The sequence below is a fragment of the Achromobacter sp. ISS7 genome, assembly GCF_056523125.1.
This window is the reverse complement of the sequence record NZ_JAWRZD010000001.1, coordinates 1,320,401-1,344,249: the sequence shown is the minus strand read 5'-3', so window position 1 is coordinate 1,344,249 and position 23,849 is coordinate 1,320,401. Positions and strand designations below refer to the sequence as shown.

Annotated in this window: 19 protein-coding genes; 8 read left to right on the top strand and 11 right to left on the bottom strand. The window is 70.6% G+C overall.

What is annotated here, in order from left to right; all coding sequences use genetic code 11:
- Positions 1-318: 318 nt before the first annotated feature.
- The 8 genes from AC1HFW_RS06215 to AC1HFW_RS06180 are packed head-to-tail and all read right to left on the bottom strand — an operon-like array spanning position 319 to position 9,238.
- The gene (locus AC1HFW_RS06215; RefSeq protein WP_479282275.1) at positions 319-1,812 is read right to left on the bottom strand and encodes a M81 family metallopeptidase; all 1,494 of its coding nucleotides are present in this window, start codon (positions 1,810-1,812) and stop codon (positions 319-321) included.
- Entirely contained in the window at positions 1,809-2,462 is a 654-nt protein-coding gene (locus AC1HFW_RS06210) for an ANTAR domain-containing response regulator (protein ID WP_024069053.1), read from the bottom strand. The genes AC1HFW_RS06215 and AC1HFW_RS06210 overlap by 4 nt, the downstream gene beginning before the upstream one ends.
- A gap of 2 nt (positions 2,463-2,464) precedes the next feature.
- Positions 2,465-3,625: a transporter substrate-binding domain-containing protein gene (locus tag AC1HFW_RS06205; RefSeq protein ID WP_479282272.1), complete on the bottom strand. Its 1,161-nt coding sequence runs from the start codon at positions 3,623-3,625 to the stop codon at positions 2,465-2,467.
- A gap of 38 nt (positions 3,626-3,663) precedes the next feature.
- The gene (locus tag AC1HFW_RS06200; protein WP_479282270.1) at positions 3,664-4,374 is read right to left on the bottom strand and encodes an ABC transporter ATP-binding protein; all 711 of its coding nucleotides are present in this window, start codon (positions 4,372-4,374) and stop codon (positions 3,664-3,666) included.
- A complete protein-coding gene (locus tag AC1HFW_RS06195; RefSeq protein ID WP_479282268.1) occupies positions 4,371-6,260 on the bottom strand; it encodes an ABC transporter permease subunit in 1,890 nt (629 codons plus the stop codon). Before AC1HFW_RS06195 ends, AC1HFW_RS06200 begins: the two co-directional genes overlap by 4 nt.
- Entirely contained in the window at positions 6,253-7,086 is an 834-nt protein-coding gene (locus tag AC1HFW_RS06190; RefSeq protein ID WP_006394555.1) for a branched-chain amino acid ABC transporter permease, read from the bottom strand. The genes AC1HFW_RS06195 and AC1HFW_RS06190 overlap by 8 nt, the downstream gene beginning before the upstream one ends.
- Before the next feature lie 55 nt (positions 7,087-7,141).
- Positions 7,142-8,308, bottom strand: coding sequence for a substrate-binding protein (locus AC1HFW_RS06185; protein WP_238890709.1), 1,167 nt, complete (start codon positions 8,306-8,308; stop codon positions 7,142-7,144).
- A gap of 39 nt (positions 8,309-8,347) precedes the next feature.
- Complete coding sequence (locus AC1HFW_RS06180) at positions 8,348-9,238, bottom strand: nitrilase family protein (RefSeq protein WP_006394553.1); 891 nt, start codon at positions 9,236-9,238, stop codon at positions 8,348-8,350.
- Between the two features lie 263 nt (positions 9,239-9,501).
- Here AC1HFW_RS06180 and AC1HFW_RS06175 point away from each other — a divergent pair, with 263 nt between their 5' ends.
- From AC1HFW_RS06175 to AC1HFW_RS06165, 3 genes are all read left to right on the top strand, one after another.
- Positions 9,502-9,930, top strand: a complete 429-nt coding sequence (locus AC1HFW_RS06175) for a VOC family protein (protein WP_061071478.1) — start codon at positions 9,502-9,504, stop codon at positions 9,928-9,930.
- A 38-nt stretch (positions 9,931-9,968) separates the two neighbouring features.
- Positions 9,969-11,414, top strand: a complete 1,446-nt coding sequence (locus AC1HFW_RS06170; RefSeq protein WP_479282265.1) for an MFS transporter — start codon at positions 9,969-9,971, stop codon at positions 11,412-11,414.
- Between the two features lie 107 nt (positions 11,415-11,521).
- Positions 11,522-12,697 carry a low temperature requirement protein A gene (locus tag AC1HFW_RS06165; RefSeq protein WP_479282263.1) on the top strand — a complete coding sequence of 392 codons (1,176 nt, stop codon included), beginning with the start codon at positions 11,522-11,524 and terminating at the stop codon, positions 12,695-12,697.
- 65 nt (positions 12,698-12,762) lie between these two features.
- Here AC1HFW_RS06165 and AC1HFW_RS06160 read toward each other — a convergent pair whose 3' ends face one another.
- The gene (locus AC1HFW_RS06160) at positions 12,763-13,683 is read right to left on the bottom strand and encodes a helix-turn-helix transcriptional regulator (protein ID WP_198487677.1); all 921 of its coding nucleotides are present in this window, start codon (positions 13,681-13,683) and stop codon (positions 12,763-12,765) included.
- 177 nt (positions 13,684-13,860) lie between these two features.
- Between AC1HFW_RS06160 and AC1HFW_RS06155 the strand changes: the two genes are divergently transcribed.
- Genes AC1HFW_RS06155 through AC1HFW_RS06145 form a run of 3 tightly spaced genes read left to right on the top strand, consistent with a single transcriptional unit; the run spans position 13,861 to position 18,118 of the window.
- A complete protein-coding gene (locus AC1HFW_RS06155; protein WP_479282261.1) occupies positions 13,861-15,852 on the top strand; it encodes a TonB-dependent receptor in 1,992 nt (663 codons plus the stop codon).
- Positions 15,853-15,875: 23 nt separating this feature from the next.
- Positions 15,876-16,910, top strand: a complete 1,035-nt coding sequence (locus tag AC1HFW_RS06150; protein ID WP_479282259.1) for a class I SAM-dependent methyltransferase — start codon at positions 15,876-15,878, stop codon at positions 16,908-16,910.
- Complete coding sequence (locus AC1HFW_RS06145) at positions 16,907-18,118, top strand: MFS transporter (RefSeq protein ID WP_479282257.1); 1,212 nt, start codon at positions 16,907-16,909, stop codon at positions 18,116-18,118. Before AC1HFW_RS06150 ends, AC1HFW_RS06145 begins: the two co-directional genes overlap by 4 nt.
- Positions 18,119-18,192: 74 nt before the next feature.
- Here AC1HFW_RS06145 and AC1HFW_RS06140 read toward each other — a convergent pair whose 3' ends face one another.
- Entirely contained in the window at positions 18,193-19,035 is an 843-nt protein-coding gene (locus tag AC1HFW_RS06140; protein WP_006394545.1) for an IclR family transcriptional regulator, read from the bottom strand.
- 206 nt (positions 19,036-19,241) lie between these two features.
- Here AC1HFW_RS06140 and AC1HFW_RS06135 point away from each other — a divergent pair, with 206 nt between their 5' ends.
- Positions 19,242-20,894, top strand: coding sequence for a GMC family oxidoreductase (locus AC1HFW_RS06135; RefSeq protein ID WP_479282255.1), 1,653 nt, complete (start codon positions 19,242-19,244; stop codon positions 20,892-20,894).
- A 67-nt stretch (positions 20,895-20,961) separates the two neighbouring features.
- Positions 20,962-22,296 (top strand): MFS transporter, encoded by a 1,335-nt coding sequence (locus tag AC1HFW_RS06130; protein WP_479282253.1) that lies wholly within the window; start codon positions 20,962-20,964, stop codon positions 22,294-22,296.
- A 73-nt stretch (positions 22,297-22,369) separates the two neighbouring features.
- Here AC1HFW_RS06130 and AC1HFW_RS06125 read toward each other — a convergent pair whose 3' ends face one another.
- The gene (locus AC1HFW_RS06125; protein ID WP_479282251.1) at positions 22,370-23,848 is read right to left on the bottom strand and encodes an efflux transporter outer membrane subunit; all 1,479 of its coding nucleotides are present in this window, start codon (positions 23,846-23,848) and stop codon (positions 22,370-22,372) included.
- Position 23,849 lies beyond the last annotated feature (1 nt).

The following is a 23,849-nucleotide window of genomic DNA, read 5'->3' as shown; positions in this document are numbered from 1 at the left end:
TGATGTCCAGGCTGTTTCGTCGGCGTGGCCGACGGCCTGCTTCAGGTGACCGTGCCCGGTTGTGTCGCCAGCGCCATCACGGCGCGCCAACCGAACCGGGCACGGTGTTGTTATCCGTTTCGATTTTGCATGGGGAAGATTATCCGAACGTTAAGTTCACGTCGGATCAATCTTGCACGTGTCCCTGTCTGACCGGACACGTCTTCGAGGCGGGTAGCGGGGGCCGCAAGCGCAGGGCTGCCCATTGAACGGGAAAGCCCGGCGCGGTTCAAGCCGCCGGGCGGAGGCAGGCGCCGGGCGCGGGGAATGCGGTCGACCTTACGGCGACACCTGCGCCGGCTTGAACGGCTCCAGCGGATAGCGCGGCCGGTTGCGCCGCTGGTACGGGAACAGCGAAAAGTCCGAGCTGGTGACGCCCGGGCTGTCGCACTCCACCAGGGCGCACGAGATCGGCACGAACACCGGGCGGCAGTACATGCGCGATTTGACCAGGATGAAGCGGGCCTCGCGCGGGTCGATACCCAGGCTTTCGAAGACGCCCAGGTCCCAGGGCTCGTGGGTGCGTTCGGTGACGACCAGCTGCGCGGCGCCGATGTCGAGCACGGCGCTGCGGCCCATGCAGGCGGTCTGGCCGGTGTAAGTGGGGCCGGTGATGACGTAGCTGCCGTCGGTGATGGCGCGCACGGTGCCCGTCAGCGTGACCGGCTTGGCGGGGCGGCCGATGGTGGGGATGGGCCGCTTGTTGCCGACCGGCAGTTCGACCCGGGCGCCCTGCCCGGCTTCGATCATGGCGGCGACGGCTTCGGGGTCGCAATACAGACCGGCGACGATGCCGGTGAGGCCCGCGTCCACGGCGGCGACCAGCACGTCCATCGTGTCGCAGGTGCCGCCGGACATGCAGTTGTCGCCGTGGTCCAGCAGCAGCACGGGTCGGTCTGCGCCGCGCGCCAGGGCGATGGCGCGGTCGAGCGAGGCAGCCAAGGGCTCGGCCTCGTAGACGAAGCCGTCGCGGTCGTCCCAGATGGCGGCGGCCAGGCCTGCCGCGACGCGGTCGGCGGCCTGGGCGTCGCCGGCGGCGACCACGATGATGCTCAGGCACGGGTCGGGGATGTCGGCCAGGGCGAAGCCGGCCAGCACCGACACGCCCAGCATGCCGCCGGCCTCGGCGCCGCGCGCGGCTTGCACGGCGCGGCGCATGGCGCCTTCGGCGGTGTTGCTGCGCAGGGTGTGGGTCATGAGCGGCAGGCGGCGCCAGGCCATGCGCGGGCGCGGGCCGCCGGCGAGCCAGTCGAACAGGATGCGGCCGGCGTGGTCGCCGGTTTCGTACATGTCGATGTGCGGGTAGGTCTTGAAGCTGACGATGACGTCGGCGTTGTCGATCATCTTCTGGGTGACGTTGCCGTGCAGGTCCAGGGCGACGGCGATCGGCACGCCGGGGGCTTGCTGGCGCAGGCGTTCGAGCAGGTCGCCTTCGCCGTCGTCGGTGGTCTCTACCGCCATGGCGCCGTGCAGGTCAAGCAGCAGCGCGTCGCAGCCGACGGCGGCGGCGACGATGCGGTCGCACAGTTCGCAGTAGGCCTGGCCGTCGACGCGGCCGCTGGGGTAGGCGGTGGCGGACACGGGCGTGACCAGCGTGGCGCCCTGCGCTTCGGACAAGTCGATAAAGGCGGACATGGCGGTGCGCTTGCCGTGGTTCTCTTCGTAGGCGGCGGCGTCGTAGGTGGGGCCGTCGTTGCCGAAGGCGGACAGCGGCGTGGGCACCGGCGAAAAGGTATTGGTCTCGTGGTTCATGCGGGCGATCATGACTTTCATGCCTTGCCTCCGTTGTTGCTGTTGTTCTGCGGGTCGGGGCGCGCGCCGCCCAGGCCCAGTTTTTCCATGGCTTCGCTGGCCTCGACGATCATGGCGGCGACCTCGGCCACGCTGACCCGCAGGCCGGTGGCGCGGGTCCGCATGTGTTCGTAGGCGGCGCGTTCGTCCAGGCGCTGGTGGTCCATCAGCACGCGGATCGCCTTTTCGATCACGCGGCGCGCCTTGATGGTGCTTTCCAATTTGTCGATCTTGTTCTGCTGACGGTTCTGGAACTGCTTGGCCGAGCGCGCCAGCACCAGGGTGCTGAGGATGCCGGCCGAGCGGAACGGCCGGGTCAGCACGCCGTGGGCGTTGGTCTTGAGCAGCTGCTTCAAGGTGGTGGGGGTTTCGTATTCGGACAGCGCGATCAGGGTGGCGTCGACCTCGCTGGCGGACCAGGCGAACGAGTTCTGGCCGCATTGCGAGACCTGGAAGAACACCACGTCGGCGCCGGCCGGCGGCTTGTCGGGGAACGGCCAGACCAGGTGGATGCGGCAGCCGATGCGCTTGAGCTGTTCGACCAGCAGGTCGCGGTCTTCACCAGGCGGATAGGCCACGGCGACGGCCACGCTGCGCAGGTCTTCGTAGAGGCGGCGGAGGCTATGGTCCATGGTCACGCCAGCCAAAACTCGTCCAGGCCGAAGGCCGTCAGGTAAGGGTCCGGCTTGACCGGTTCGCCGCTGGCCCAGACGATGTCGAAGCGGCCGTCGGCGCGGCAGACGCCGATGCGCGGGGTCAGGACGCTGTGGTTGTTCTCGGCCAGGATGGTGAGGCGGCCGCCGGGCGCGTCGAAGCCCACCTGGTGCACCGCCTGCGCCAGCTTGCGGGTGTCCAGGCTGCCGGCGCGTTGCAGGGCGCGCGCGAACAGGTGTACCTGGCTGTAGCAGGCTTCGGCGTAGACGCTGGCGGGACGGTCGCCGAAGCGGGCGCGCCACAGATCCAGGAAATGGGCGTTGGCGGGCGTGTCGACGGTGTTGAAGTAGGTGGCGGCGGTGATGTGGCCGGCGCACAGGCCGGGGCCGATCTCGGCCACCTCGGATTCGGCCATCGTGAGGCTGGCGATGGGGATGTGCGGCGCGCCGGGGTCGGCCTCGCAGGCGGCGTGGTAGCGACGGTAGAAGCGCTGGGCGTCGTCGCCGATCAGGGTCGAGAACACCACGTCGGGCTTGATGCGGCGGATGTCGCGCACCACGTCGACGATGTCGCTGTCGTCGCAGCCCAGCGGCAGGTAGGTTTCGTCGAGGATCTCGCCGCCGTGTTCCTCGACGGTGTCGCGCATGATGCGGTTGGTCTCGCGCGGGTAGATGTAGTCGGCGCCCACCAGGAAGATGCGCTTGCCGCAGTGCTGGATCAGGTAGGCGGCCAGCTGCATGCTGCCCTGGTTGGGCGCGGCGCCGGTGTAGATGATGTTGGGCGAGTATTCGAAGCCTTCGTAGACCGAGGCATACCAGAGCAGCGCGTTGTTGCGCTCGATCACCGGCAGCATGGCCTTGCGGCAGTGCGAGGTGCAGCCGCCGAAGATCACGTTGACCTCGTCGTCCAGCAGCAGCCGCGCGGCCAGGCGGCGGTATTCCTCGGCCTCGCTGCGCGGGTCGTAGACCACCGGTTCCAGCGGCCGGCCCAGCACGCCGCCGAGGGCGTTGATTTCCTCCACGGCCAGCACGGTGCCGAAAAAGTGCTGCGATTCGGTGGTGCCGGTCACGCCGCTGCGCGAGTACAGCACGCCGATGCGCCATCCCGGCGTGGCGGCGTCCGTGTCAGTGCGGGGGGTCATAGGGGCATCCTTGTGCTCGAACGGGGTTCATGCGGGGTTCAGACTTTCAGGTGGTCCATGATATGGCCGGTGGCCCCGGGCGCGCCAGCCTCGCCCTGGTCGACGATGGCGCCCTGCTTGAGCACCAGGTAGCGGTCGGCCACGTCCAGCGCGAAGGCCACGTTCTGCTCGACGATGAACATGGACGTGCCGCGCCGTTCGCGTTCCCAGTTCAGGGCGCGTCCCAGCCGCTCGATCACCGAGGGTTGCAGGCCTTCGGTGATTTCGTCCAGCAGCAGCAAGGCGGGCCGCTGCATCAGGCCGCGCGCCACCAGCAGCATCTTCTGTTCGCCGCCGGACAGGGTGCCGGCGTATTGCCGCAGGCGGCTGGCGAACACCGGGAACAGCTCGGCGATCTCGCCGAAACGCTCGTCGAACAGGCGGTCATTGGGCAGGCCCAGGCGCAGGTTGTCGCGGATGTTCAGGTCGGGAAACAGCGGCTGGTCCTGGGCGGCGTAGGCGACGCCGCGGCGGGCGACCTCGTGCGGCCGCAGCCGGGTGGCGTCGACGCCGCCCAGGCTGACCTTGCCGCGCAGCTTGGGCAGGTAGCCCATCACGGTCTTGAGCAGCGTGCTCTTGCCCATGCCGTTCTTGCCCAGCAGCGCCACGCAGGCGCCGCCGGCCACGGACAGCGAGATGTCGTTCAGGACCACGGCGCCTTTGTAGCCGCTGGCGACGTGGTCCAGGCGCAAGGCCGGGGCGGCGTTCATGGCTGGGCTCCTATTTGTGGTTGGGATGCCAGCGGATTGCCGGGCTGGGCGCCCTGCCCGGCCGGCGCGTTGCCGGCGTAGATGGTGCGCACCAGTTCGGATTCGGCCACTTCGCGGAAGCTGCCGTCCATGACGATGCGGCCCTGGTGCAGCACGATGATGCGGGTGGCCACCTCGGCAACGAAGTCCAGGTCGTGCTCGACCAGCAGGCAGCACAGGCCGTGGGTATGGGCCAGCGCCGACAGCACCTGGCCGATGCGGGCGCGTTCGTCCTTGCTCAGGCCCGCGGTGGGTTCGTCCAGCAGCACCACGCGCGGCTCCAGCGCCAGCACCATGGCCAGTTCCAGCGCCTGCTGCTGGCCGTGCGACAGGTCGCGCGCCACGCGGTCCAGCTGCTGGTCCAGGCCGGTCATGCGCAGCACCTCCAGCGCGTAGGCCGGCAGCGCCAGTCGCGGCGACCGGCGCCGCCACGACGGCCGCTCGCGCAGCGTGGTGGCGATGCGCAGGCTTTCGGCGACCGTCAGCGTGTCGAAGATGTTGGCGTTCTGGAACTTGCGGCCCAGGCCGTAACGCACGCACTGCTCGGGCCCTTCGCGCTTGACCGCGTGGCCGCACAGTTCGACCGAGCCGTCGCTGCGTTCGGCGCCGTCGGCGATGCAGCGCATCAGCGTGGTCTTGCCGGCGCCGTTGGGGCCGATCAGGCCCAGCAGCTCGCCGCCGCGCGCCCGCAGGTCGATGCCTTCCAGCACCTTGAGGCTGCCGAAGCGCTTGGCCACGCCCGCCAGCATCAGGCCACCCTCGCCGCCCGAGGCGCTGGTCCCGTGGCCGGGAGCGGCGCCCGCCGCCGACGCGGTGGCGGGCGCACGCACCACCAGCTCAGGCACTGGCGCCGCGCGCCGCCGGCGCCACGGCGCCAGCAACAGCGGCAGCAGTCCGCGCGGCAGCAGCAGGATCACCAGGATGAAGGTCACGCCCAGCACCAGCTGGTAGAGGAACGGCATGTTGCCGCTGAGGTACGAACCGGCCACGTTGATCAGCACGGCGCCCAGCACCGGGCCCCACACCGTGCCGCGTCCGCCCAGCGCCACCCAGATGATGAGTTCGGTGCCGAACACGAAGCCGGTCAGTTCCGGCGCGACCACGCCGCTGAAGGCGCCATAACCGAAGCCCGCCAGGCTGGCGACCGCGCCGCACACCGCCAGCAGCACGATGCGCCAGTGGGCGGTGTTCAGCCCCAGGTAGTTGCAGCGGCCCTCGTTGTCGCGCAGCGCGGCCAGGATGCGGCCGCCGTCGCTGCGCACCGCGACCCAGGCCAGCAGCGCCACGATCGACAGGCCGCCGGCGGCGATCACGTACCAGGCTTCCAGCGACAGGTCGAAGGTGTCGTAGCCGGTCAGGCCGGACGAGGACCCGGTGTAGGTGCCGCCCGACAGCGCCACCTGCGTCAGCACGATGGGCAACACCAGCGAGATCACGGTGGCGAAGAACGGCGAGGCGCCGCGATAGAACGACAGCCAGCCGGTGGCCAGCGCCAGCAGCGCCGCCGCGCCCACCGCCACCAGCGCGGCCAGCAGCGCGATGCCGGGCGAAAAGCCGTAATGGGTGAAGGCCAGCCCGGCCGCGTAGGCGCCGACGCCGAAGAAGGCCGACTGGCCGAAGGTCAGGTAGCCGGTGTAGCCCCACAGGATATCGACCGTGACCGCCGCCACCGCGAAGAACAGCGCCTTGATCAGCACGTTCAACAGATAGGTGTCGAACAGCCAGGGGCCGGCCACCGTCAGCGCCAGGCAGGCGATGGCCAGCCACAGCAGGTCGCGGCCATGGGCGGCGCGGCGCGGATCGGCGCGCGCCGCCAGCGCCGGTTGCGCAAGGGAAGAATCAGTCATGGGCGAATCCTTTGGGACGCAGGCGCAGGGTCAGGGCCGCCAGCACCGCGATGGTGACGCCGCCCAGGATCGGGCTGATGTACACGCCCACCAGCACCTGGCAGGCGCCATAGACCAGGCAGGTCAGGAGCAGCGCGGTGATCGAGTTGCCCGACACCATCACCAGCATGAAGGCGCTGACCAGCCACGGCAGCCCCATGTTCGGGTCGACGCTGGACAGCGGCGTGATCAGCGCGCCGGCCAGCGCCCCCAGCCCCGCGCCCAGCGCGAAGGTGGTGAAGCGGATTCGTTCGGCGTTGATGCCCAGGCCGCGCGCCAGGTCTTCGTTCATGATGACGGCGCGGGTTCGCACGCCGAAGCGCGTGCCGTTCAGCAGCAGCGTCAGCGCCACGTACAGCAGCAGCGCACCCGGCACCAGGAACAGCCGGTAGGCCGAATACTCGGTGCCCAGGAACGGCACCGCGCCCTGGATCGGCGCGTCGGCGAACTGCACCTCGCGGCCGAAGGCCATGGTGATGAGCTGGCCGATCACGATGCCCAGGCCCCAGGTGGCCAGGATGGCGTCCAGCGGCCGCTTGTACAGCGGCTGCACGATCAGGCGTTCGACCAGCATGCCCACCAGCACGCCCGCCACCAGCGCGCACGGCAGCGCCAGCCACGGGTCCAGCCCCAGGCGCGTCACCACCAGGGCGGCGTAGCTGCCCAGCGTGATGATGGCGCCATGTGCGAAATTGACGATCTTCATCACGCCAAAGATGATCATCAGCCCGGCCGTCACGATGAACAGCATGGCGGCCGTGCTCAGGATGTCCAGCATCAAACCCATTGCGTTCTCCAGCGCCGCCGGCGGACCGGCGGCGCGCAGGGTGTGGCTTGCCGCGTCACTTCAGGTCGGGGCATTGCGCGCCCGGATCGACCTGGTCGAAGGTCTGCAGGATCTTGATGGAGCCGTCCGGCTGCACCTGGCCCAGCCGCATGGTCAGGGCGGCGTGGCGCTGGCGGTCCATCTTGACCGGGCCGCGCGGGCCGTCGAACGACACTTCGCTCAGGGCCTGCACCACCTTCTGCGAATCGGTGCTGCCGGCTTTCTCGACCGCCGCCTTGTAGAGGAAGAAGGCTTCGTACTGCGGGCCCGAGAACTCGTTGGCGGTCTTGGCGTCGGCGCCGAACTTGGCCTTCAGGCCGTCCAGGAACTTGTGGTTCTGCGGCGTATCGATGCTGGTCAGGTACGAGGCCGACAGGTACATGCCGACGGCGGTGTCGCCCATGGTCTTGGCGGTGGCTTCATCGATGGCCAGGTTGCCGTAGGGCATGGTCAGGCCGGCCGCCTTGACCTGCTTGGCCAGGCTGACGTTGGGGCCGCCGCCGGCGGTCGAGCTGATCAGCGCGTCCGGATTGGCCGAGCGGATCTTGGACACCACCGGGGTCCAGTCGGAGCCGTCGATGGGCAGGTATTCCTCGCCGACCACGCGCCCGCCCTGCTTCTCGATGTATTCACGGGTGAACTTGAGCATGCCGCGGCCGAAGGCGTAGTCGCTGCCGACCAGGAAGAAGGTCTTGGCGCCGCGTTCCTTCATGAAGTGGTCCACCACCGGCGCCACCTGCTGCTCGGGCACCCAGCCGTTGACGTGCATCCAGCGGTTGCACGAGCGGCCCTCGTAGAACGAGGTGTAGATGTACGGCACCTTGCCGCGCGAGACGATGGGCAGCGCCGCGTTGCGCGCCGCGCTGGTTTCCATGGCGATGATGGCGTCGACCTTCTTCTGGAACACCAGCGTGTCGTAGGCTTTCTGCGCGCCGACGGCGCCCGAGGCGTCGTCGGCGATCTCCAGCACCACCTGGCGGCCGAGGATGCCGCCGGCGGCGTTGATCTCATCGGCCGCCAGCTGCGAGGCCTGCACCACGCCGGGCGCGACCACGCTGTTGGCGCCCGACAGGCCCACCGGCACGCCGATGCGCAAGGGGTCGGCCGCGTGCGCGCCGGCCGCGCCGGTCAGCGCGGCGATGAAGGAAAGTCGGATGAGGAAGCTGCAAGTGGGTTTTTTCATGGGGATTTCTCCTTGGGGGCCGGCTGTCCGCCGTTGTATTCAACGCTGCCGCGGCGCATCGGTGGCGCCCAGCAGTTCGTCGTAAAGGTCGCGGCGCCGATCGCGCAGCACGTGGTTGAAGTCGTTCAGTTGCCGCGCGCGCCTCGAAGCCATCACGTCCACCGGCGCCAGCAGCACCTCTTCGCGGTCGTGGCTGGCGGGGCCGGCAGTGGTCCAGCCCTGCGAGCCGACGATCAGGCTGCGGCCGACGAAGGGCTGGCCACGCTCGACGCCGACGCGGTCGGCGCACACCAGCGTCAGGCCGTTGCTGTGGGCGCCGGCAATCGCCAGCGCGTGCGCCATGGCCGGGCCGTCCGGCGTCTGCCCGGGCATCGGCACCCAGTTGGTCGGCACCGCGACGATGTCGGCGCCGCGCAGCGCCAGCAGGCGATAGACCTCGGGGAACCAGCCGTCGTAGCAGATCGCCACGCCGAGGCGGCCCAGCGCGGTGTGGAACACCGGCAGGCCCAGGTCGCCCGGCTCGAAGAACAGGTTCTCGTCGCCCCACAGGTGCAGCTTGCGGTAGGTGCCCAGGTAGCCGTCGGGGCCGGCGATGAGGGCGGCGTTGTACAGCTTGCCGCCGCTGCGCTCGGCGATGCCGGCCACCAGGTAGATGCCCAGGCGCCGCGCCAGCGCGATCCAGGCCTGCGAGCTGGGGCCGTCGGGCACGGCTTCGGCCAGCGCGTGGGCCTCTTCGCGGCTGGCGAACATGTAGCCGGTGTTGGCCAGCTCGGGCAGCACCACCAGCCGCGCGCCCTGCGCGGCGGCCTGCTCGGCCAGCTCGATGGATCGGGCCACGTTGGCGGCGACATCCCCCATGACGGGGGCCGTCTGCACACTGGCCACGTGGATCGCGGACGCGGCGGCGTCCGGCGGCGGTGATACTTGCATGCGATCTCCCTGCAACGTTTCGGAAAACAAAAAAGCCCCCGACCACGCATCGCGTGTGAGTCGGGGGCTTCTATAGCCAGACGAAGGTTCGGGCAGCAATCATTGCTGCGGGGCACTGCGGCGCCAGGCAGTGCCGGCGCGTGCGGATCAGTGCTGATCCTGTGGTGAATCATAGGGATGCGCGCGGACCGCGGGCAATAAGAGGTTTCCCGGACGGCGCCGCGGATGCGAGAATCAGGGTCGGCCACAAGGAGGAACCCGCAATGCCCCAACTTTCCGCCTACCTCAGTTTCGACGGCAACTGCGCCGAGGCCATGCGTTTCTACGAACGCGTGCTCGGCGGCCGCGTCGAGGCCATGGTGCGCTACGCGGATGCGCCCGCCGACGCCGCCATGCCGGCGCTGTCGATCGAAGAATCCGAACGCATCATGTACGCCCGCCTGGCGCTGGACGAACAGGTGCTGATGGCCAGCGACGCCACCACCAGCCATCCCTATCCCGGCAAGCAGGGCATGGCGCTGTCGCTGGCCTACCCCACCGTCTCGGACGCGCAACGCGTGTTCGATATGCTGGCCGAGGGCGGCAGCGTTACCATGCCGCTCCAGAAAACCTTCTGGGCCGAAGCCTACGGCGCCCTGATCGACCGCTACGACACGCGGTGGATGGTCAGCGGCGGGCGGCTCAACCACTGACAACCCAATCCGCCACAAGCGGATGGAGCGAGAGATCCATGACGCATGGCATACAGGGCAAGCAACGCTGGTGGGCACTGATGGTGCTGTGCCTGGGCGTATTGATGATCGTGCTGGACACCACCATCGTCAACGTCGCGTTGCCGTCCATCCGCGAAGACCTGCATTTCACCGAGACCTCGCTGGTGTGGGTGGTGAACGCCTACATGCTGACCTTCGGCGGCTTCCTGCTGCTGGGCGGACGGCTGGGCGACCTGCTCGGCCACCGGCGCATGTTCCTGGCCGGCCTGGTCCTGTTCACCGTGGCCTCGCTGGCCTGTGGCCTGGCCCGGGGCCAGGGGCTGCTGATCGCCGCGCGCGCCGCGCAGGGACTGGGCGGCGCGGTGGTGTCGGCGGTGTCGCTGTCGCTCATCATGAACCTGTTCACCGAGGCCGGCGAACGCGCCCGCGCCATGGGCGTGTACGGCTTCGTCTGTGCGGGCGGCGGCAGCCTGGGCGTGCTGCTGGGCGGGCTGCTGACCAGCATGCTGTCGTGGCACTGGATCTTCCTGGTCAACATCCCGATCGGCGCGGTGGTCTACGCGCTGTGCCTGCGCCTGCTGCCGGCGGCCGCCGCGCAGGCGGCGGGCGGCAAGCTCGACGTGGCCGGCGCGCTGGCGGTCACCGCGTCGCTGATGCTGGCGGTGTACGCCGTGGTCAACGGCAACGAGGCCGGCTGGACCTCGGCGCAGTCGCTCGGCCTGCTGGGCGCGGCCGCGCTGCTGATGGCGCTGTTCCTCGTGATCGAATCGCGCGTGGCCGAACCGCTGATGCCGCTGGCGCTGTTCCGCCTGCGCAACGTCGCCACTGCCAACGTGGTCGGCGTGCTGTGGGCCGCGGCCATGTTCGCCTGGTTCTTCGTGTCGGCCCTGTACATGCAGCTGGTGCTGGGCTATGACGCCATGCAGGTCGGGCTGGCGTTCCTGCCGGCCAACCTGATCATGGCGGCGTTCTCGCTGGGGCTGTCGGCCAAGCTGGTGATGCGTTTTGGCATCCGCGCGCCGCTGGCCACCGGGCTGCTGATGGCGGCGCTGGGGCTGGCGCTGTTCGCGCGCGCCCCGGTCGACGGCCACTTCACGGCCGACGTGCTGCCCGGCATGCTGCTGCTGGGCCTGGGCGCGGGCATTGCCTTCAACCCGATGCTGCTGGCCGCCATGAGCGACGTCGAGCCGAGCCAGTCCGGCCTGGCGTCCGGCATGGTCAACACCGCCTTCATGATGGGCGGCGCGCTGGGACTGGCGGTGCTGGCCAGCCTGGCCGCAGCCCGCACCGCCGCCCTGGCCACGGCGGGCGCGGCGCCGGTGGCGGCGCTGGCCGGCGGCTACCGCGTGACCTTCCTGGCCGGCGCCGTGATCGCGGCCGTGGCGGCGGCGCTGGCAGCCGCGCTGGTGCGCTCGCGCAACCGCGACCTGGGCGGCCACGGCGACGCGCCGGCCGGGCACTGAACCGGGGCGCGTCGCGGCCGCGCCACGTCTTTTGAATTATTTACGGTCGGCGCGCGCGGCCGGGAGTAATCTGGCGGCGCCCCTCCACCGGACAGGAAGCGCCCGCCATGACATTCCTCGCCAGCGCCAATCTGCTGCGCCACCGCGACGGCCACGAAGCCCGCGTCACGTTTGTCGAGCTGTTCTTCGACCTGGTCTACGTCTTCGCCGTCACGCAGCTGTCGCACAGCCTGCTGCACGACCTGACCCTGATGGGCGCGCTGCACACGCTGGTGCTGTGGTTCGCGGTGTGGCTGGGCTGGCAATACACCTGCTGGGTCACCAACTGGTTCGACCCCGACGCGCTGCCGATGCGGCTGATGCTGTTCGGCGTGATGCTGGTGGGGCTGGTCGCGGCCGCCGTGCTGCCCGGCGCCTTCGGCGAGAACGGGCTGATCTTCGCCATCTGCTATGTGCTGATCCAGGTGGGCCGCACGCTGTTCGTGGTGCTGCACCTGGGGCCGTCGCATCCGCTGGCGCCGAATTTCCGCCGCATGCTGGGCTGGCTGTGCATTTCAGCGGTGCTGTGGATCGCCGGCGGCCTGTCCTCGGGCGATACGCGGCTGGTGCTGTGGATCCTGGCGGTGGCCTGCGAATACCTGTCGCCCATGGCCGGCTTCTGGCTGCCGGGCCTGGGCCGCTCCACCACCCGCGAATGGACCATCGAGGGCGGCCACCTGGCCGAACGCTGCCAGTTGTTCGTGATCGTGGCGTTGGGCGAGACGCTGCTGATCACCGGCGCCACGCTGGGCGAACACCCGCACTGGGACATCCCCACCCTGATCGCGCTGCTGGCCGCGTTCCTGGGCACGGCGGCGATGTGGTGGGTGTACTTCGACACCAGCAGCAAGGACGGCAGCGAGGCCATCGCCCACCACGCCGATCCGGGCCGGGTCGGGGCCTACTTCCACTATGTGCACGTGATCCTGATCGCCGGCGTGATCGTCTCGGCGGTGGCCAATGAACTGGTCATCCTGCACCCGGACGGCCGCATCGTCACCGCGGCCGCGGCGGCGCTGCTCGGCGGCCCGGCCCTGTACCTGCTGGGCAACGGCATCTACAAGACGGTGGTGTACGGCCGCTTTCCGCTGTCGCACGTGATCGGGCTGGTGCTGCTGGCGATGCTGGCGCCGATCGCGTTCGTCACCGACAACCTGATGGTGGGCGGGCTGACGACGCTGATCATGATGCTGGTGGCCGGGTGGGAAAGCGTGTCGCGGCGGCGGGCACGGGCGGCGCACTAGGGCACGCGCCAGGCCAACGCACGAAGGGCAACACACGAAGGGCAACGACATCGTTGCCCGCCGCGTCAACGCCGCTTGCCGAACACCGACTTGGGCGCGCGGCCGTGGAAACGGGTGAAGGCCGCGCTGAAGTTGGCCGGATGGCGATAGCCCACCTGATAGGCCGCCTGCGCCACCTGGCAGCCGCCTTCCAGCAATTCCCAGGCGCGCCGCATGCGCATGCCGGTCAGCAGCCGCATGGGGCTGTCGCCGTATAGCGCGCGAAAGCCCTGCTTGAGCTTGAATTCGTTCAGCCCGGTCGCCAGGCACAGGTATTGCAGCGTCAGCTCCCGGTCCATCTGTTCGCGCATCAGCGCATGGGCCCGCTCCAGCCGCGCGATGTCGGCCTGGCTGAGCCGGCCCGGCGCCGGTGTCGGCGCCAGCGCGCGCAACTGGCGCGACAACAGCGTCAGCGCCTTGATGTGCGTGTCCAGCGGATCGTCGGTCCGCGCCAGCTCGGCCGCGACGGCGGCCAGGTCGGCGCTGGTGCGACCCTGCGCCAAACGCTGCAGGCCGCCGGCGCCGAACAGCGCCTCGGCCTGGGCCTCGCCGGCGTAGCGCCGCAGCGCCGGCTCGCCCACCAGCAGGCGCAGTTGCGAGACGGTGGCGCCGCCCAGGTAGCGGCGCTCGCCCAGGTGGCGGCGGAATGCCGTCACCGTGGTATGGCCGCCGCGGAAATCCAGCTCGGCGCCGTCCGCGCCGCGATAGGCCGACACCCCGCCCAGGGCCAGCGTGATGACCAATGTGCGGCCGCCCTGCCCGGCGGCGTTCTCTTCGATCAGGTCGCGGGCGGGTGTGTACTGCGAATGCACCAGCGCCAGGCCGTCGCCCAGGTCCAGACGATCGGCGTGGCAGTCGCCCAGGTCGGCGGGCAGGGCCAGCCGCGACCAGCCGGGACGGGGGCCAGGACCGGGCCGGGCGAGCGTGGCGGAGATGCGCAGGGACATGGCGTCGACGGTCGGCGGCGCAAGTGGCGCCGGGGTGAAAGAAGGCATGTGCCGGATCGCATACGAATGGATCCGGCTCGCATATGAATGCTAATGATAGTCGTTCGCATAAAGAAATACCATCTTCGGGACGGCGCCGCACGTTGGGCCGCCGTGACTGCATGCACAGGAATCCCGATGATCCGCCCTTTTCCCCACCCCCGCGCCGCCTGGGCCCTGCTGTGGCTGTGCGCCACGCCCGCCGCGTTGGCGCAGACCGCCGCGCAACTGCCCGCCATCACCGTCACCGCCGACAAGCAGGAGCGCGCGCTCGAATCCCTGCCCGGCAGCCTGTCGGTGTTCGATGGCGACATGCTTGAAAGCCAGGGCGTCCTCGACCTGGACGGACTGCAACGCATCACCCCCGGCCTGACGTTCCAGCCGTTCGGCCAGGCAGGCGTCAACGCGGCCGTGATGCGCGGCCTGTCGGCCAACTTCTTTTCGTTCTCGACCTCGACCCTGCTGGTGGTCGACGGCGTGCCCACGCTGATGGCGCAGGGCTTCGACGACCAGCTGCTGGATATCGACCGCGTCGAAGTCCTGCGCGGCCCGCAATCGGCGCTGTACGGCCGCAATGCCGAGGCCGGCGTCATCAACGTCTACACCCGCCCGCCCGGCGATACCGTGCGCGGCAGCGTCTCCACCACCGTCGGCAGCCGCGACCTGCGCATGCTGCGCTTCGACCTGAGTGGACCGATCGTTGACGACACGCTCTACGCCAGCGTGGCCGGCGCCTGGCGCAGCCAGCACGGCTTCATCGACAACACCTACACCGGCCGCCGCGAGGACGACCGCGAGCTGCGCAACGGCAAGCTGGCGCTGCGCTGGACGCCGTCGGCACGCACCGAGGCGACGCTGCGCTACGCCCAGATCAACTACCAGGACGGCGCCGCGCTGTGGGGTTCGCCCACGGCGCCCCGCGCCACGGTGGCCTCCGGCACGCCCAGCTGGAACCGCTCCATCGGCCGCAGCGCGTCGCTGGCGCTGCGCCACGAACTGGACGGCGGCCTGCGCCTGACCTCGGTCACGGCCTGGAACGACCTGCGCGACCGAGTGCAGCAGGACACCGACTTCCAGCCCGCCGACCTGCTGCACATCGCCCGCGACCACCATTTCCGCAATCTGTCGCAGGAGCTGCGCGTGGAGGGCACGCTGGGCCGCGCCCAATGGCTGGCCGGCCTGTACGCCGACGGCGACGACCACGACCTGCGCAACACCCAGAAGATGCCGCGCGGCCTGACCGAAAGCGTGGTGCAGCTGCGCGGCCAGTCCAGCGCCGCCTTCACCCACTGGACCGTGCCGCTGGCCGAACGCTGGACGCTGGAAGCCGGCGCCCGGGTCGAACGCGACGCGCTGCGCTTCACCCCGCGCGGCGACAGCGCGCGCCGCGCCGACTGGACCCGCGTCACGCCCAAGCTGGCGCTGCAATACGCCTTCGCGCCGCGCCAGCAGGTCTATGCCTCGGTGGCCGACGGCTTCCGCGCCGGCGGCTACAACGTGTTCTCGCCGGCGGCCAACTACGCCGCCTACCAGCCGGAAACCCTGCGCTCGTACGAGATCGGCGCCAAGGGCTGGCTGCCCGGCAACCGCCTGCGCTATGCCGGCGCGCTGTACCTGATGACGGTCGACAACATGCAGGTGCAGCAGATGCCGCTGCCGGGGCTGGTGTACGTCACCAACGCCGCGTCGGCGCGCTCGATCGGCGCCGAATTCGAACTCGAATACCTGCTGGGCCAGGGCTGGTCGCTGCAGGCCGGGCTGGGGCTGAACCGCACCCGCTTCAGCCGTTTCCGCGATGGCGCCAACGACTACGGCGGCAACCAGAACCCGTTCGCGCCGCGCGTCAATGGCCACCTGACGGCGCGCTACGACGCGCCCGCCGGCTGGTACGCGCAGGCCTCGGTCAGCGGCACCGGCCCGGTCTACCTGGACGCCGCCAACCGCTACCGCCGCAACGGCTACGCGCTGGTCAACCTGGCCGCGGGTGTCACGGTGCGGCAGGTCGAGATCTCGGCCTACGTCAACAACCTGGCCAACCGCCGCTACGACGCGGTGGGCTACCAGAACGGCATCGTCACCGTCTACAGCCCGCCGCGCGAACTGGGCCTGCGCCTGACCTGGCGCCTTTGAACCGCTTACCAAGGAACCCTCACATGCCGACTTCTCCCCTGCCCCTGCAACGCTACTGGGACCTGGCCGCCGCGCCGGTCGAAACCGCCGCGCTGGACGCCGCGCTGGAACTGGACCTGTTCGCGCACCTGGCGGCGCCGGCCAGCGCGGCGCAGGTCGCGCAGGCGCTGGCGCTGCGCCCCGCCGCCGTCGAACACCTGCTGGACCTGCTGTGGGGCCTGCGCCTGTTGCATCGCATCGCCGGCGCACCCGCGCTGTACCGCTGCGGCGCCACGGCGCGCGCCCATTTCGTGGCGGGCCGGCCCGGTTACTGCGGCGACGCCTGGCGCTACCGGCGCCGCTCGCTGGCGCAATCCGGCGAGCAGTTGCCGCAACGGCTGCGCCAGGATCCCGCCGCCGCGCTCGCCGCCCCGCCGGGCGCCGCGTCCGAGGCCGGCGGCTGGGCCCAGGCGGCGCGGGTGCAGATCGGCCAGGAACAGCGCGTGCTGGCCGTGGCCGCCGCGCGCGAGGCGGTCGCCTGCGTGCCCGGTGCCGACGCGGCGCGACGCATCCTGGACCTGGGCGGCGGCCCGGGCCTGATCGGCATCGCGCTGGTGCAGGATCGCCCCGACGCCAGCGGCGTGGTGTTCGACTGGCCCGAGACCGCCGCCGTGGCGCGCGAGAACATCGCCGCCGCCGGGCTGGCGGACCGCATGGTGGCCGTGGGCGGCGACCTGGCCACGGCCGACATCGGCGCCGGCTACGACCTGATCTGGTGCTCGTCGGTGCTGCACTTCGTGCCCGACGCCGCCGCCGCGCTGCGCAAGATGCACGATGCGCTGGCGCCGGGCGGGCTGCTGGTGATGGCGCACGCCGAGATCCCGGACGACGCCGACGCCGCCGCGCGCGTGCTGCGCTATTACCTGCCGATGCTGTTGCTGGGCCGGCGCGTAACGCGCCACGGGGAATTGGCCGAAGCGCTGCGCGGCGCCGGCTTCGCCGACGTGCGCGGCTTCGATTCCGACCGCTTTCCGCTGGCGCCGCTGCATGTGCTGTCGGCGCGGCGGACCGCGCCATGAGGCCGGCGCTGCGCCACGGCTTGGCCCAGGCCCTGTTCGGCTGGCTCAACCTGGCGCTGACCGCGCCCGGCGTCTATCTGTGGCTGGGCCTGCCGCTGGTGCTGCGCCAGCACGGCTGGTCCGGCACCGCCATCGGCCTGTTCCAGCTGGCCAGCCTGCCGACGGTGTTCAAGTTCCTGCTGGCGATGCCGCTGGACCGGCGCGGCGCGGGCCGTGGCGGCTATCGGCGCTGGACGGTGGCGCTGCTGCTGGCGTACGCCGCCGTGCTGCTCGCGCTGGGCTGGCGCGACCTGTTGAATGATGGCGCCCTGCTGTTCGCGCTGGCGGCGGCCGCCGCCCTGGCCGGCACCTGGGCCGATGTGCCCGTCAATGCGCTGGCGATCCGCGTGCTGCCGGCGGCCAGCCGCGCCTGGGCCGGCGGCATCCGCTCGATGGCGCTGTGCCTGGGCGCGATCGCCGGCGGCGGCCTGATGCTGCTGGCGCAGGCGCGCTGGGGCTGGCAGGCGCCGTTCCTGATCATGGCAGCCGCGCTGGCATTGGGCGCGGCGCTGACGCTGCTGCTGCGGGAAACCGCGGACACCGTGGAGGCCGAGCGCGCGGACGACGGCGCCATCGCCACGCGCCATGCCATCGCCTACCTGCGCCTGCCCGCCAGCCGCCGCTGGCTGCCGCTGCTGGCCCTGCTGTTCCCCTTCATCGGCGCCGGCTGGTTCTACCTGAAGCCGCTGCTGCTGGACCACGGCCTGGCGCCCGAGCGCGTGGCGTGGCTGGTGGGGGTGGTTGGCGGCGCGGTCGGCGCCGTTGGCAGCATCGCGGGCGCGCGCCTGCTCAAGCATTTGGGGCCGGGCCTGGCGGTGCCGCTGCACGCGGGCCTGGGCGCCGCCGCCCTGGCGGCACTGGCCCTGGCGGTCGGGCTGGACGCGGCGTCCACCGTGCTGGTGGCCTGCGCCATGGCGGTGGCCGCCAGCATGGGCGCCACGGCAGCGCTGGTGTTCGGGCTGATGATGTCGCATGCGCGGCCGGGCCTGCAGGCGCTGGACTATGGCATCCAGTCCAGCGTCTTCGCGCTCACGCGCATCGCCGCGCCGCTGGCGGCGGGCGTGCTGCTCGACATCGCGGGCGCCGCCGCCATGCTCGCGGCCCTCGCAATCGGCGCCACCGGCGTGCTGGCGCAGGCCTGGCGCCAGGGCCGGGCGCTGCGCGGGTAGCGGCGCCGGCCGCCTGCCGCAGACGTCCGGGCTGTCTCAACCGCCTGGACCGTTCTCAACCCCACGGCTGATGTTCAGCCGCCCGGCCGGTGCTCGGCCAGCACCGCGCTCATCGACTGCGCCGCGCCCTGCAAGACCGGCACCGCGCGCAGCAAATCATCGAGCATCAGCCGCGCGGTGGGCGCATGGCACGCCACCGCCGCCACCACGCGGTCCTGCGCGTCGCGCACCGGCACCGCCACTGCGCTCATGCCGCGCACGAACTCCTCGTTGTCGATGCCGATGCCGCGCGTGGCCAGGCGTTCCAGTTCATCCTCCAGCCGCGCCGGGTCGGTCAGCGTGCGCGGCGTGTTGCGCGTGAGCGGCAGGCGCGCCAGCACCCGGCCGCGCTCGAGCCGGTTCATCGACGCCAGGAACAGCTTGCCGCTGGCGGTGCAGTGCATCGGCACATGGCTGCCGACCGCGAAGAACAACCGCAGCGGCTCGGCGGTTTCGACCCGTTCCATGTAGATCACCTGGTCGCCGTCGGGCGCGGTGAGATTGCAGGTCTCGCCCAGCTTGCCGACCAGTTGCGCCAGCACCGCGCGGCAGGCGCGCGTGAAGGCCGAGGCGCGCAGCGTCGACAGCGCCAGCGCGGTGGCTTGCGGTCCCGGCACGTAGCCGTTCTCGGTGGGCGTGGCGGCGACGAAACCGGCGCGCTGCATCGACGCCAAGAGGCGCATCAGGGTGGACTTGGGCATGTCCAGGCGCTGCGCCAGTTGCGCCAGCGTGGGCGGATGCTGGGCGCGGGCCAGGTAGTCCAGCACCAGCAGCGCGCGCAGCGAACGCGCGGCGTCCTGCGGCTCGCCGGCCTCGGTATCGGTCCGCGGCGATGCTGCACTGCGATTTTGAAACCGAAGATCCATGTTCTGTTCCATTTCCCCGTTCCCGCGCTTGCCGCGCTTTCTTTCCCGTGGCCGCTTCCTAGAATCGCCACAGATACGGAACCTTTGCGCGTCGCCGCGCCCCCCTCGCATCAGGCCAGTATATAAGTGCCCGGCGTGGCGGCAAGCAGGGTAAACGCGCCGTCCGAACGCGGGAGTCGCCGCGCGCAGGCACGGCCAGACCAAGGAGGAAAGCAGACATGTCCGAAGCCGTGGACTACATCGTGGTAGGTGCCGGATCGGCCGGCTGCGTGCTGGCGAACCGCTTGAGCGCCAATGGCCAGCACTCGGTCTGCCTGCTGGAGGCGGGGCCGCCGGACCGATCGCCGTGGATCCACATCCCCATCGGCTACGGCAAGACCATGTTCCACAAGGTGCTGAACTGGGGCTACTACACCGAGCCCGACCCCAACATGCTGAACCGCCGCATCTACTGGCCGCGCGGCCGCACGCTGGGCGGCTCCAGCGCCATCAACGGCCTGATCTACATCCGCGGCCAGCGCCGCGACTACGACGACTGGGCCGCCGCCGGCAACCCGGGCTGGAGCTGGGAAGATTGCCTGCCCTACTTCCGCAAGCTGGAGAACAACGACCTGGGCGCCGGCCCCACGCGCGGCACCGAAGGGCCGCTGAACGCCACCTCGATCAAGACGCCGCATCCGCTGGTCGAGGGCCTGATCGGCGCGGCCGGCGCGCTCGGCCTACCGCACGTGACCGACTTCAACAGCGGCGACCAGGAAGGCGTGGGCTACTACCAGCTCACCACCCGCAACGGCCGCCGCTGCTCCACCGCGGTGGCCTACCTGCGGCCGGCGCGGGGCCGCGCCAACCTGCGCATCGAGACCGGCGCGCACGCCATGGCGGTGCTGTTCGAGGGCAGCCGCGCCTGCGGCGTGCGCTACCGCCAGGACGGCCAGGTGCGCACCCTGCGCGCCCGCCGCGAGGTGATCCTGTGCGCCGGCGCGCTGCAATCGCCGCAGCTGCTGCAACTGTCGGGCGTGGGTCCCGCTGCGCTGCTGCGCCGCTTCGGCATCGGCGTGGTGCGCGACCTGCCGGGCGTGGGCGAGAACCTGCAGGACCACCTGCAGATCCGCCTGATCTACGAGACGCGCCAACCAATCACCACCAACGACCAGTTGCGCACGCTGCACGGGCGCGCCGCGATGGGGCTGCAATGGCTGCTGTTCCGGGGCGGGCCGCTGGCGGTGGGCATCAACCAGGGCGGCCTGTTCTGCCGCGTCGATCCGGCCAGCGCCACGCCTGACACCCAGTTCCACTTCGCCACGCTGTCGGCCGACATGGCCGGCGGCAAGGTGCATCCGTTCTCGGGCTGCACCTACTCGGTGTGCCAGTTGCGGCCCTCGTCGCGCGGCACGGTGCAGTTGCGCGGCACCGATCCGTTCGAGGCTCCGGCCATGCAGCCCAACTACCTGTCCACCGAGCTGGACCGCCGCATGACGGTGGCGGCGGTCAAGTACGCGCGCCGGCTGGCCGCCACCGAGCCGCTGGCCGGGCTGATGAAGCGCGAATTCCGGCCCGGCCCCGACGTCCGGAGCGACGACGAGATCCTGCATTTCTGCCGCGAGTACGGCGCCACCATCTTCCATCCGTCGGGCACCGCGAAAATGGGCCCGCGCAGCGACCCCATGGCGGTGGTCGACGAACGCCTGCGGGTACACGGCGTGAGCGGGCTGCGGGTGGTGGATTGCTCCATCATGCCGACGCTGGTCTCGGGCAACACCAACGTGCCGGTGGTGATGCTGGCCGAACGCGCGGCCGACTTCATCCTGCAGGACCTGCACGCGGCGCGGCCGCGCGCGCAGGCGCAACCGACGCTGAAACAGGCGGCATGACATGAACTGACCGCAACACGCGGCGCGGCACCGCAGAGTGCCGCCCGCCCCACCAAAGGAGACAGGCATGGCCAAGCAGAACGAAACCGCGGTGCGCAAAGTCGTCGCCGCGTCGCTGATCGGCGCCACCATCGAGTGGTACGACTTTTTCCTGTACGGCGTGGTTGCCGGCATCGTGTTCAACAAGCTGTACTTCCCCACCGGCGATCCGCTCGTCTCGACCATGCTGGCCTACACCACCTTCGCGGTGGGCTTCATCACCCGGCCGCTGGGCGGGCTGGTGTTCGGCCACTTCGGCGACCGCATCGGCCGCAAGAGCATGCTGGTGATGACGCTGATGATCATGGGCGTGTCCACCTTCCTGATCGGCCTGGTGCCCACCTACGACAGCATCGGCCTTTGGGCGCCGATCCTGCTCCTGCTGCTGCGCGTGTTCCAGGGCATCGGCCTGGGCGGTGAATGGGGCGGCGCGGTGCTGATGGCCTATGAATACGCGCCGCCGGACAAGAAGGGCTTCTACGCCTCGCTGCCGCAGATCGGGCTGGCGATCGGCCTGTGCCTGGCCTCGGGCACGGTGGCGCTGCTGTCGACGCTGCTGACCGACGAGCAGTTCATGGCCTGGGGCTGGCGCCTGGCCTTCCTGGCGTCGGCCGCCATGGTCGGGGTCGGCATGTACATCCGCCTGAACATCAAGGAAACGCCCGAGTTCGCCGCGGTCAAGCGCGACAACGCCGAGAGCCGCATTCCGTTCATGGACATGATCCGCCGCTATCCCGGCAACGTCGCCAAGGGCATGGGCGCGCGCTACATCGACGGCGTGTTCTTCAACGTCTTCGGCGTGTTCTCGATCTCGTACCTGACGCAGACGCTGCAGATCACGCGCACCGAGGCATTGACTGGGGTGATGGCGGCAGCGCTGGTGATGTGCTTCACCATCCCCTACTTCGGCCGGCTGTCCGACCGCATCGGCCGCACGCGGGTGTACTTCTGGGGCTCGCTGATCACGGCCGTGGCCGCCTTCCCCGGCTTCTGGCTGATGCTCAACAGCCAGGGCAGCGTGATGCTGGTGTGGCTGGCCATCATCATTCCGTTCGGCATCTTCTACGCCGCCGTCTACGGCCCCGAGGCCGCGCTGTTCTGCGAGCTGTTCGACGCCAAGGTGCGCTACACCGGCATCTCGTTCGTCTACCAGTTCTCGGGCATCTTCGCCTCCGGCATCACGCCGATCATCGCCACCGCCCTGCTCAAGACCGGCAATGGCCAGCCATGGCTGATCTGCCTGTACGTGTTGTTCTCGGGCGTGGTGTCGGCGTTGTGCGTGTGGCTGATCGGACGCGGCGGCCGCAGCGCCGCGCCAGAGGCAGCGACGCCGCGCACCGGCGCGAACCTGCGCAAGGCCTGACGGCATTCAAGGCCATCCGCGGCCTCGCCCTGGCCGATCTCCGGCCGCCAGGCGAGGCGCATCATGGCCATGCTCAACCGCGCGCCTGCCCGCCCGCGGGCGCGGCGCCCTTGTCGGCGCCAGGCGCCACGGGCGCCGGCGCCGACGGCAGCCAGCCGCCGCCGAGCGCCTTGAACAGGGTCGCCAGGGCCGCCTGGCGCTGCGTCGCCACCTCGATGTAGGACAGCTGGTCCGCATAGGCGCGGCGCTGCGCGTCCAGGTAGCGCAGGTGGCTGTCGACGCCGCCGCGATAGCGCGCTTCCGACAACTGCATGGCCTGCGCGCTGGAACGCGTCAGCGCCAGCCGCGAGGCTTCCTCGCGCCGCAGCGTGTCGGTGGCGGCGAGCGCGTCCGAGACCTCGCGGAATGCCGACTGCACCGTCTTTTCGTACTGCGCCACGGCGATGTCCTTGCGCGCATTGGCCAGGTCCAGGTTGGCGGTGTTGCGGCCGCCAGCGAAGATCGGCAGCGTGATCTGCGGGGCGAACGACCAGGCGCGCTGGCCCGAGTCGAACAGGTTCGACAATTCCGCGCTGGAACTGCCGAACATGCCGGTCAGCGAAATGCTCGGGAAGAACGCCGCCCGCGCCGCGCCGATGCTGGCGTTGCGCGACCGCAGTTGATGCTCCGCGGCCACGATGTCGGGCCGCCGCTCAAGCAGTTCGGACGGCGCGCCCGCCGCGATCTCCTGCACCAGCATCGGGCCATCGGCCAGGCCCTTGGGCAGGAACGGCCCCAGGTCGCCCACGCCCACCAGCAGCGCCAGCGCATTGCCGGCCTGGCGCGCTTCGCGGTCGATGCGCTCCAGGTCGGCCCGCGCCTGCTCGGCCAGGCCCAGCGCTTCCTGGTAATCGAGCGCCGTGGCCGAGCCGGCCTGGCGCCGCTTGGCGGTCAGGTCGAGCGAGGCCTCGCGGCTCTCGAGCGTCTGGCGCGTGACCTGCAGCCGGCGCAGCGCGCTGTCGCGCGCCAGGTAGGCCTGGATCACTTCGGCCACCAGGCTGATCTGGGCGCCGCGGGCCGTGGCCTCGGTCGCCAGGTACTCCTGCAGCGCGGCATCGGACAGGCTGCGCACCCGGCCGAACAGGTCGATCTCGAACGAGGTCAGGCCGATGCCCGCCTGGTAGTTGCTCTGCACCCCGGCGCTGCCGCTGCTGTTCAGGTCGCCCGGCACCCGCTGGCGCGTGCCGCTGCCCTGCGCGTTGATGCCCGGCAGGCGGTCGGCGCGCTGCACCCGGTACTGGGCCCGCGCCGCCTCGATGTTCAAGAGCGCCTGGCGCAGGTCGCGGTTGTGGTCCAGCGCCAGCGTCACCAGCCGGCGCAGGCCGTCGTCGGTGACGAACGACTGCCAGTCCAGCGTCGCGGCGGCCGACGCCGGGCCGCCCGCCGCGGACTGGTTCCAGGTCGAAGGCACGGGCGCCTCGGGCCGCTGGTAGGTGGGCGCCATCGAGCAACCAGCCAGCGCAGCGGCCAGGATCGCGGCGGCGAGCCGCGAGCTGATAAAAGTCGGATTCATC

Bases quoted from the DNA above. Each gene is read 5' to 3' on its own strand.
- AC1HFW_RS06170 (WP_479282265.1), top strand. From the start codon at position 9,969: ATGACGCATGGCATACAGGGCAAGCAACGCTGGTGGGCACTGATGGTG.
- AC1HFW_RS06140 (WP_006394545.1), bottom strand. From the start codon at position 19,035: ATGGAACAGAACATGGATCTTCGGTTTCAAAATCGCAGTGCAGCATCG.
- AC1HFW_RS06125 (WP_479282251.1), bottom strand. From the start codon at position 23,848: ATGAATCCGACTTTTATCAGCTCGCGGCTCGCCGCCGCGATCCTGGCC.
- AC1HFW_RS06155 (WP_479282261.1), top strand. From the start codon at position 13,861: ATGATCCGCCCTTTTCCCCACCCCCGCGCCGCCTGGGCCCTGCTGTGG.
- AC1HFW_RS06150 (WP_479282259.1), top strand. From the start codon at position 15,876: ATGCCGACTTCTCCCCTGCCCCTGCAACGCTACTGGGACCTGGCCGCC.
- AC1HFW_RS06185 (WP_238890709.1), bottom strand. From the start codon at position 8,308: ATGAAAAAACCCACTTGCAGCTTCCTCATCCGACTTTCCTTCATCGCC.
- AC1HFW_RS06130 (WP_479282253.1), top strand. From the start codon at position 20,962: ATGGCCAAGCAGAACGAAACCGCGGTGCGCAAAGTCGTCGCCGCGTCG.
- AC1HFW_RS06165 (WP_479282263.1), top strand. From the start codon at position 11,522: ATGACATTCCTCGCCAGCGCCAATCTGCTGCGCCACCGCGACGGCCAC.
- AC1HFW_RS06145 (WP_479282257.1), top strand. From the start codon at position 16,907: ATGAGGCCGGCGCTGCGCCACGGCTTGGCCCAGGCCCTGTTCGGCTGG.
- AC1HFW_RS06210 (WP_024069053.1), bottom strand. From the start codon at position 2,462: ATGGACCATAGCCTCCGCCGCCTCTACGAAGACCTGCGCAGCGTGGCC.
- AC1HFW_RS06200 (WP_479282270.1), bottom strand. From the start codon at position 4,374: ATGAACGCCGCCCCGGCCTTGCGCCTGGACCACGTCGCCAGCGGCTAC.
- AC1HFW_RS06195 (WP_479282268.1), bottom strand. From the start codon at position 6,260: ATGACTGATTCTTCCCTTGCGCAACCGGCGCTGGCGGCGCGCGCCGAT.
- AC1HFW_RS06205 (WP_479282272.1), bottom strand. From the start codon at position 3,625: ATGACCCCCCGCACTGACACGGACGCCGCCACGCCGGGATGGCGCATC.
- AC1HFW_RS06175 (WP_061071478.1), top strand. From the start codon at position 9,502: ATGCCCCAACTTTCCGCCTACCTCAGTTTCGACGGCAACTGCGCCGAG.
- AC1HFW_RS06135 (WP_479282255.1), top strand. From the start codon at position 19,242: ATGTCCGAAGCCGTGGACTACATCGTGGTAGGTGCCGGATCGGCCGGC.
- AC1HFW_RS06215 (WP_479282275.1), bottom strand. From the start codon at position 1,812: ATGAAAGTCATGATCGCCCGCATGAACCACGAGACCAATACCTTTTCG.
- AC1HFW_RS06190 (WP_006394555.1), bottom strand. From the start codon at position 7,086: ATGGGTTTGATGCTGGACATCCTGAGCACGGCCGCCATGCTGTTCATC.
- AC1HFW_RS06180 (WP_006394553.1), bottom strand. From the start codon at position 9,238: ATGCAAGTATCACCGCCGCCGGACGCCGCCGCGTCCGCGATCCACGTG.
- AC1HFW_RS06160 (WP_198487677.1), bottom strand. From the start codon at position 13,683: ATGTCCCTGCGCATCTCCGCCACGCTCGCCCGGCCCGGTCCTGGCCCC.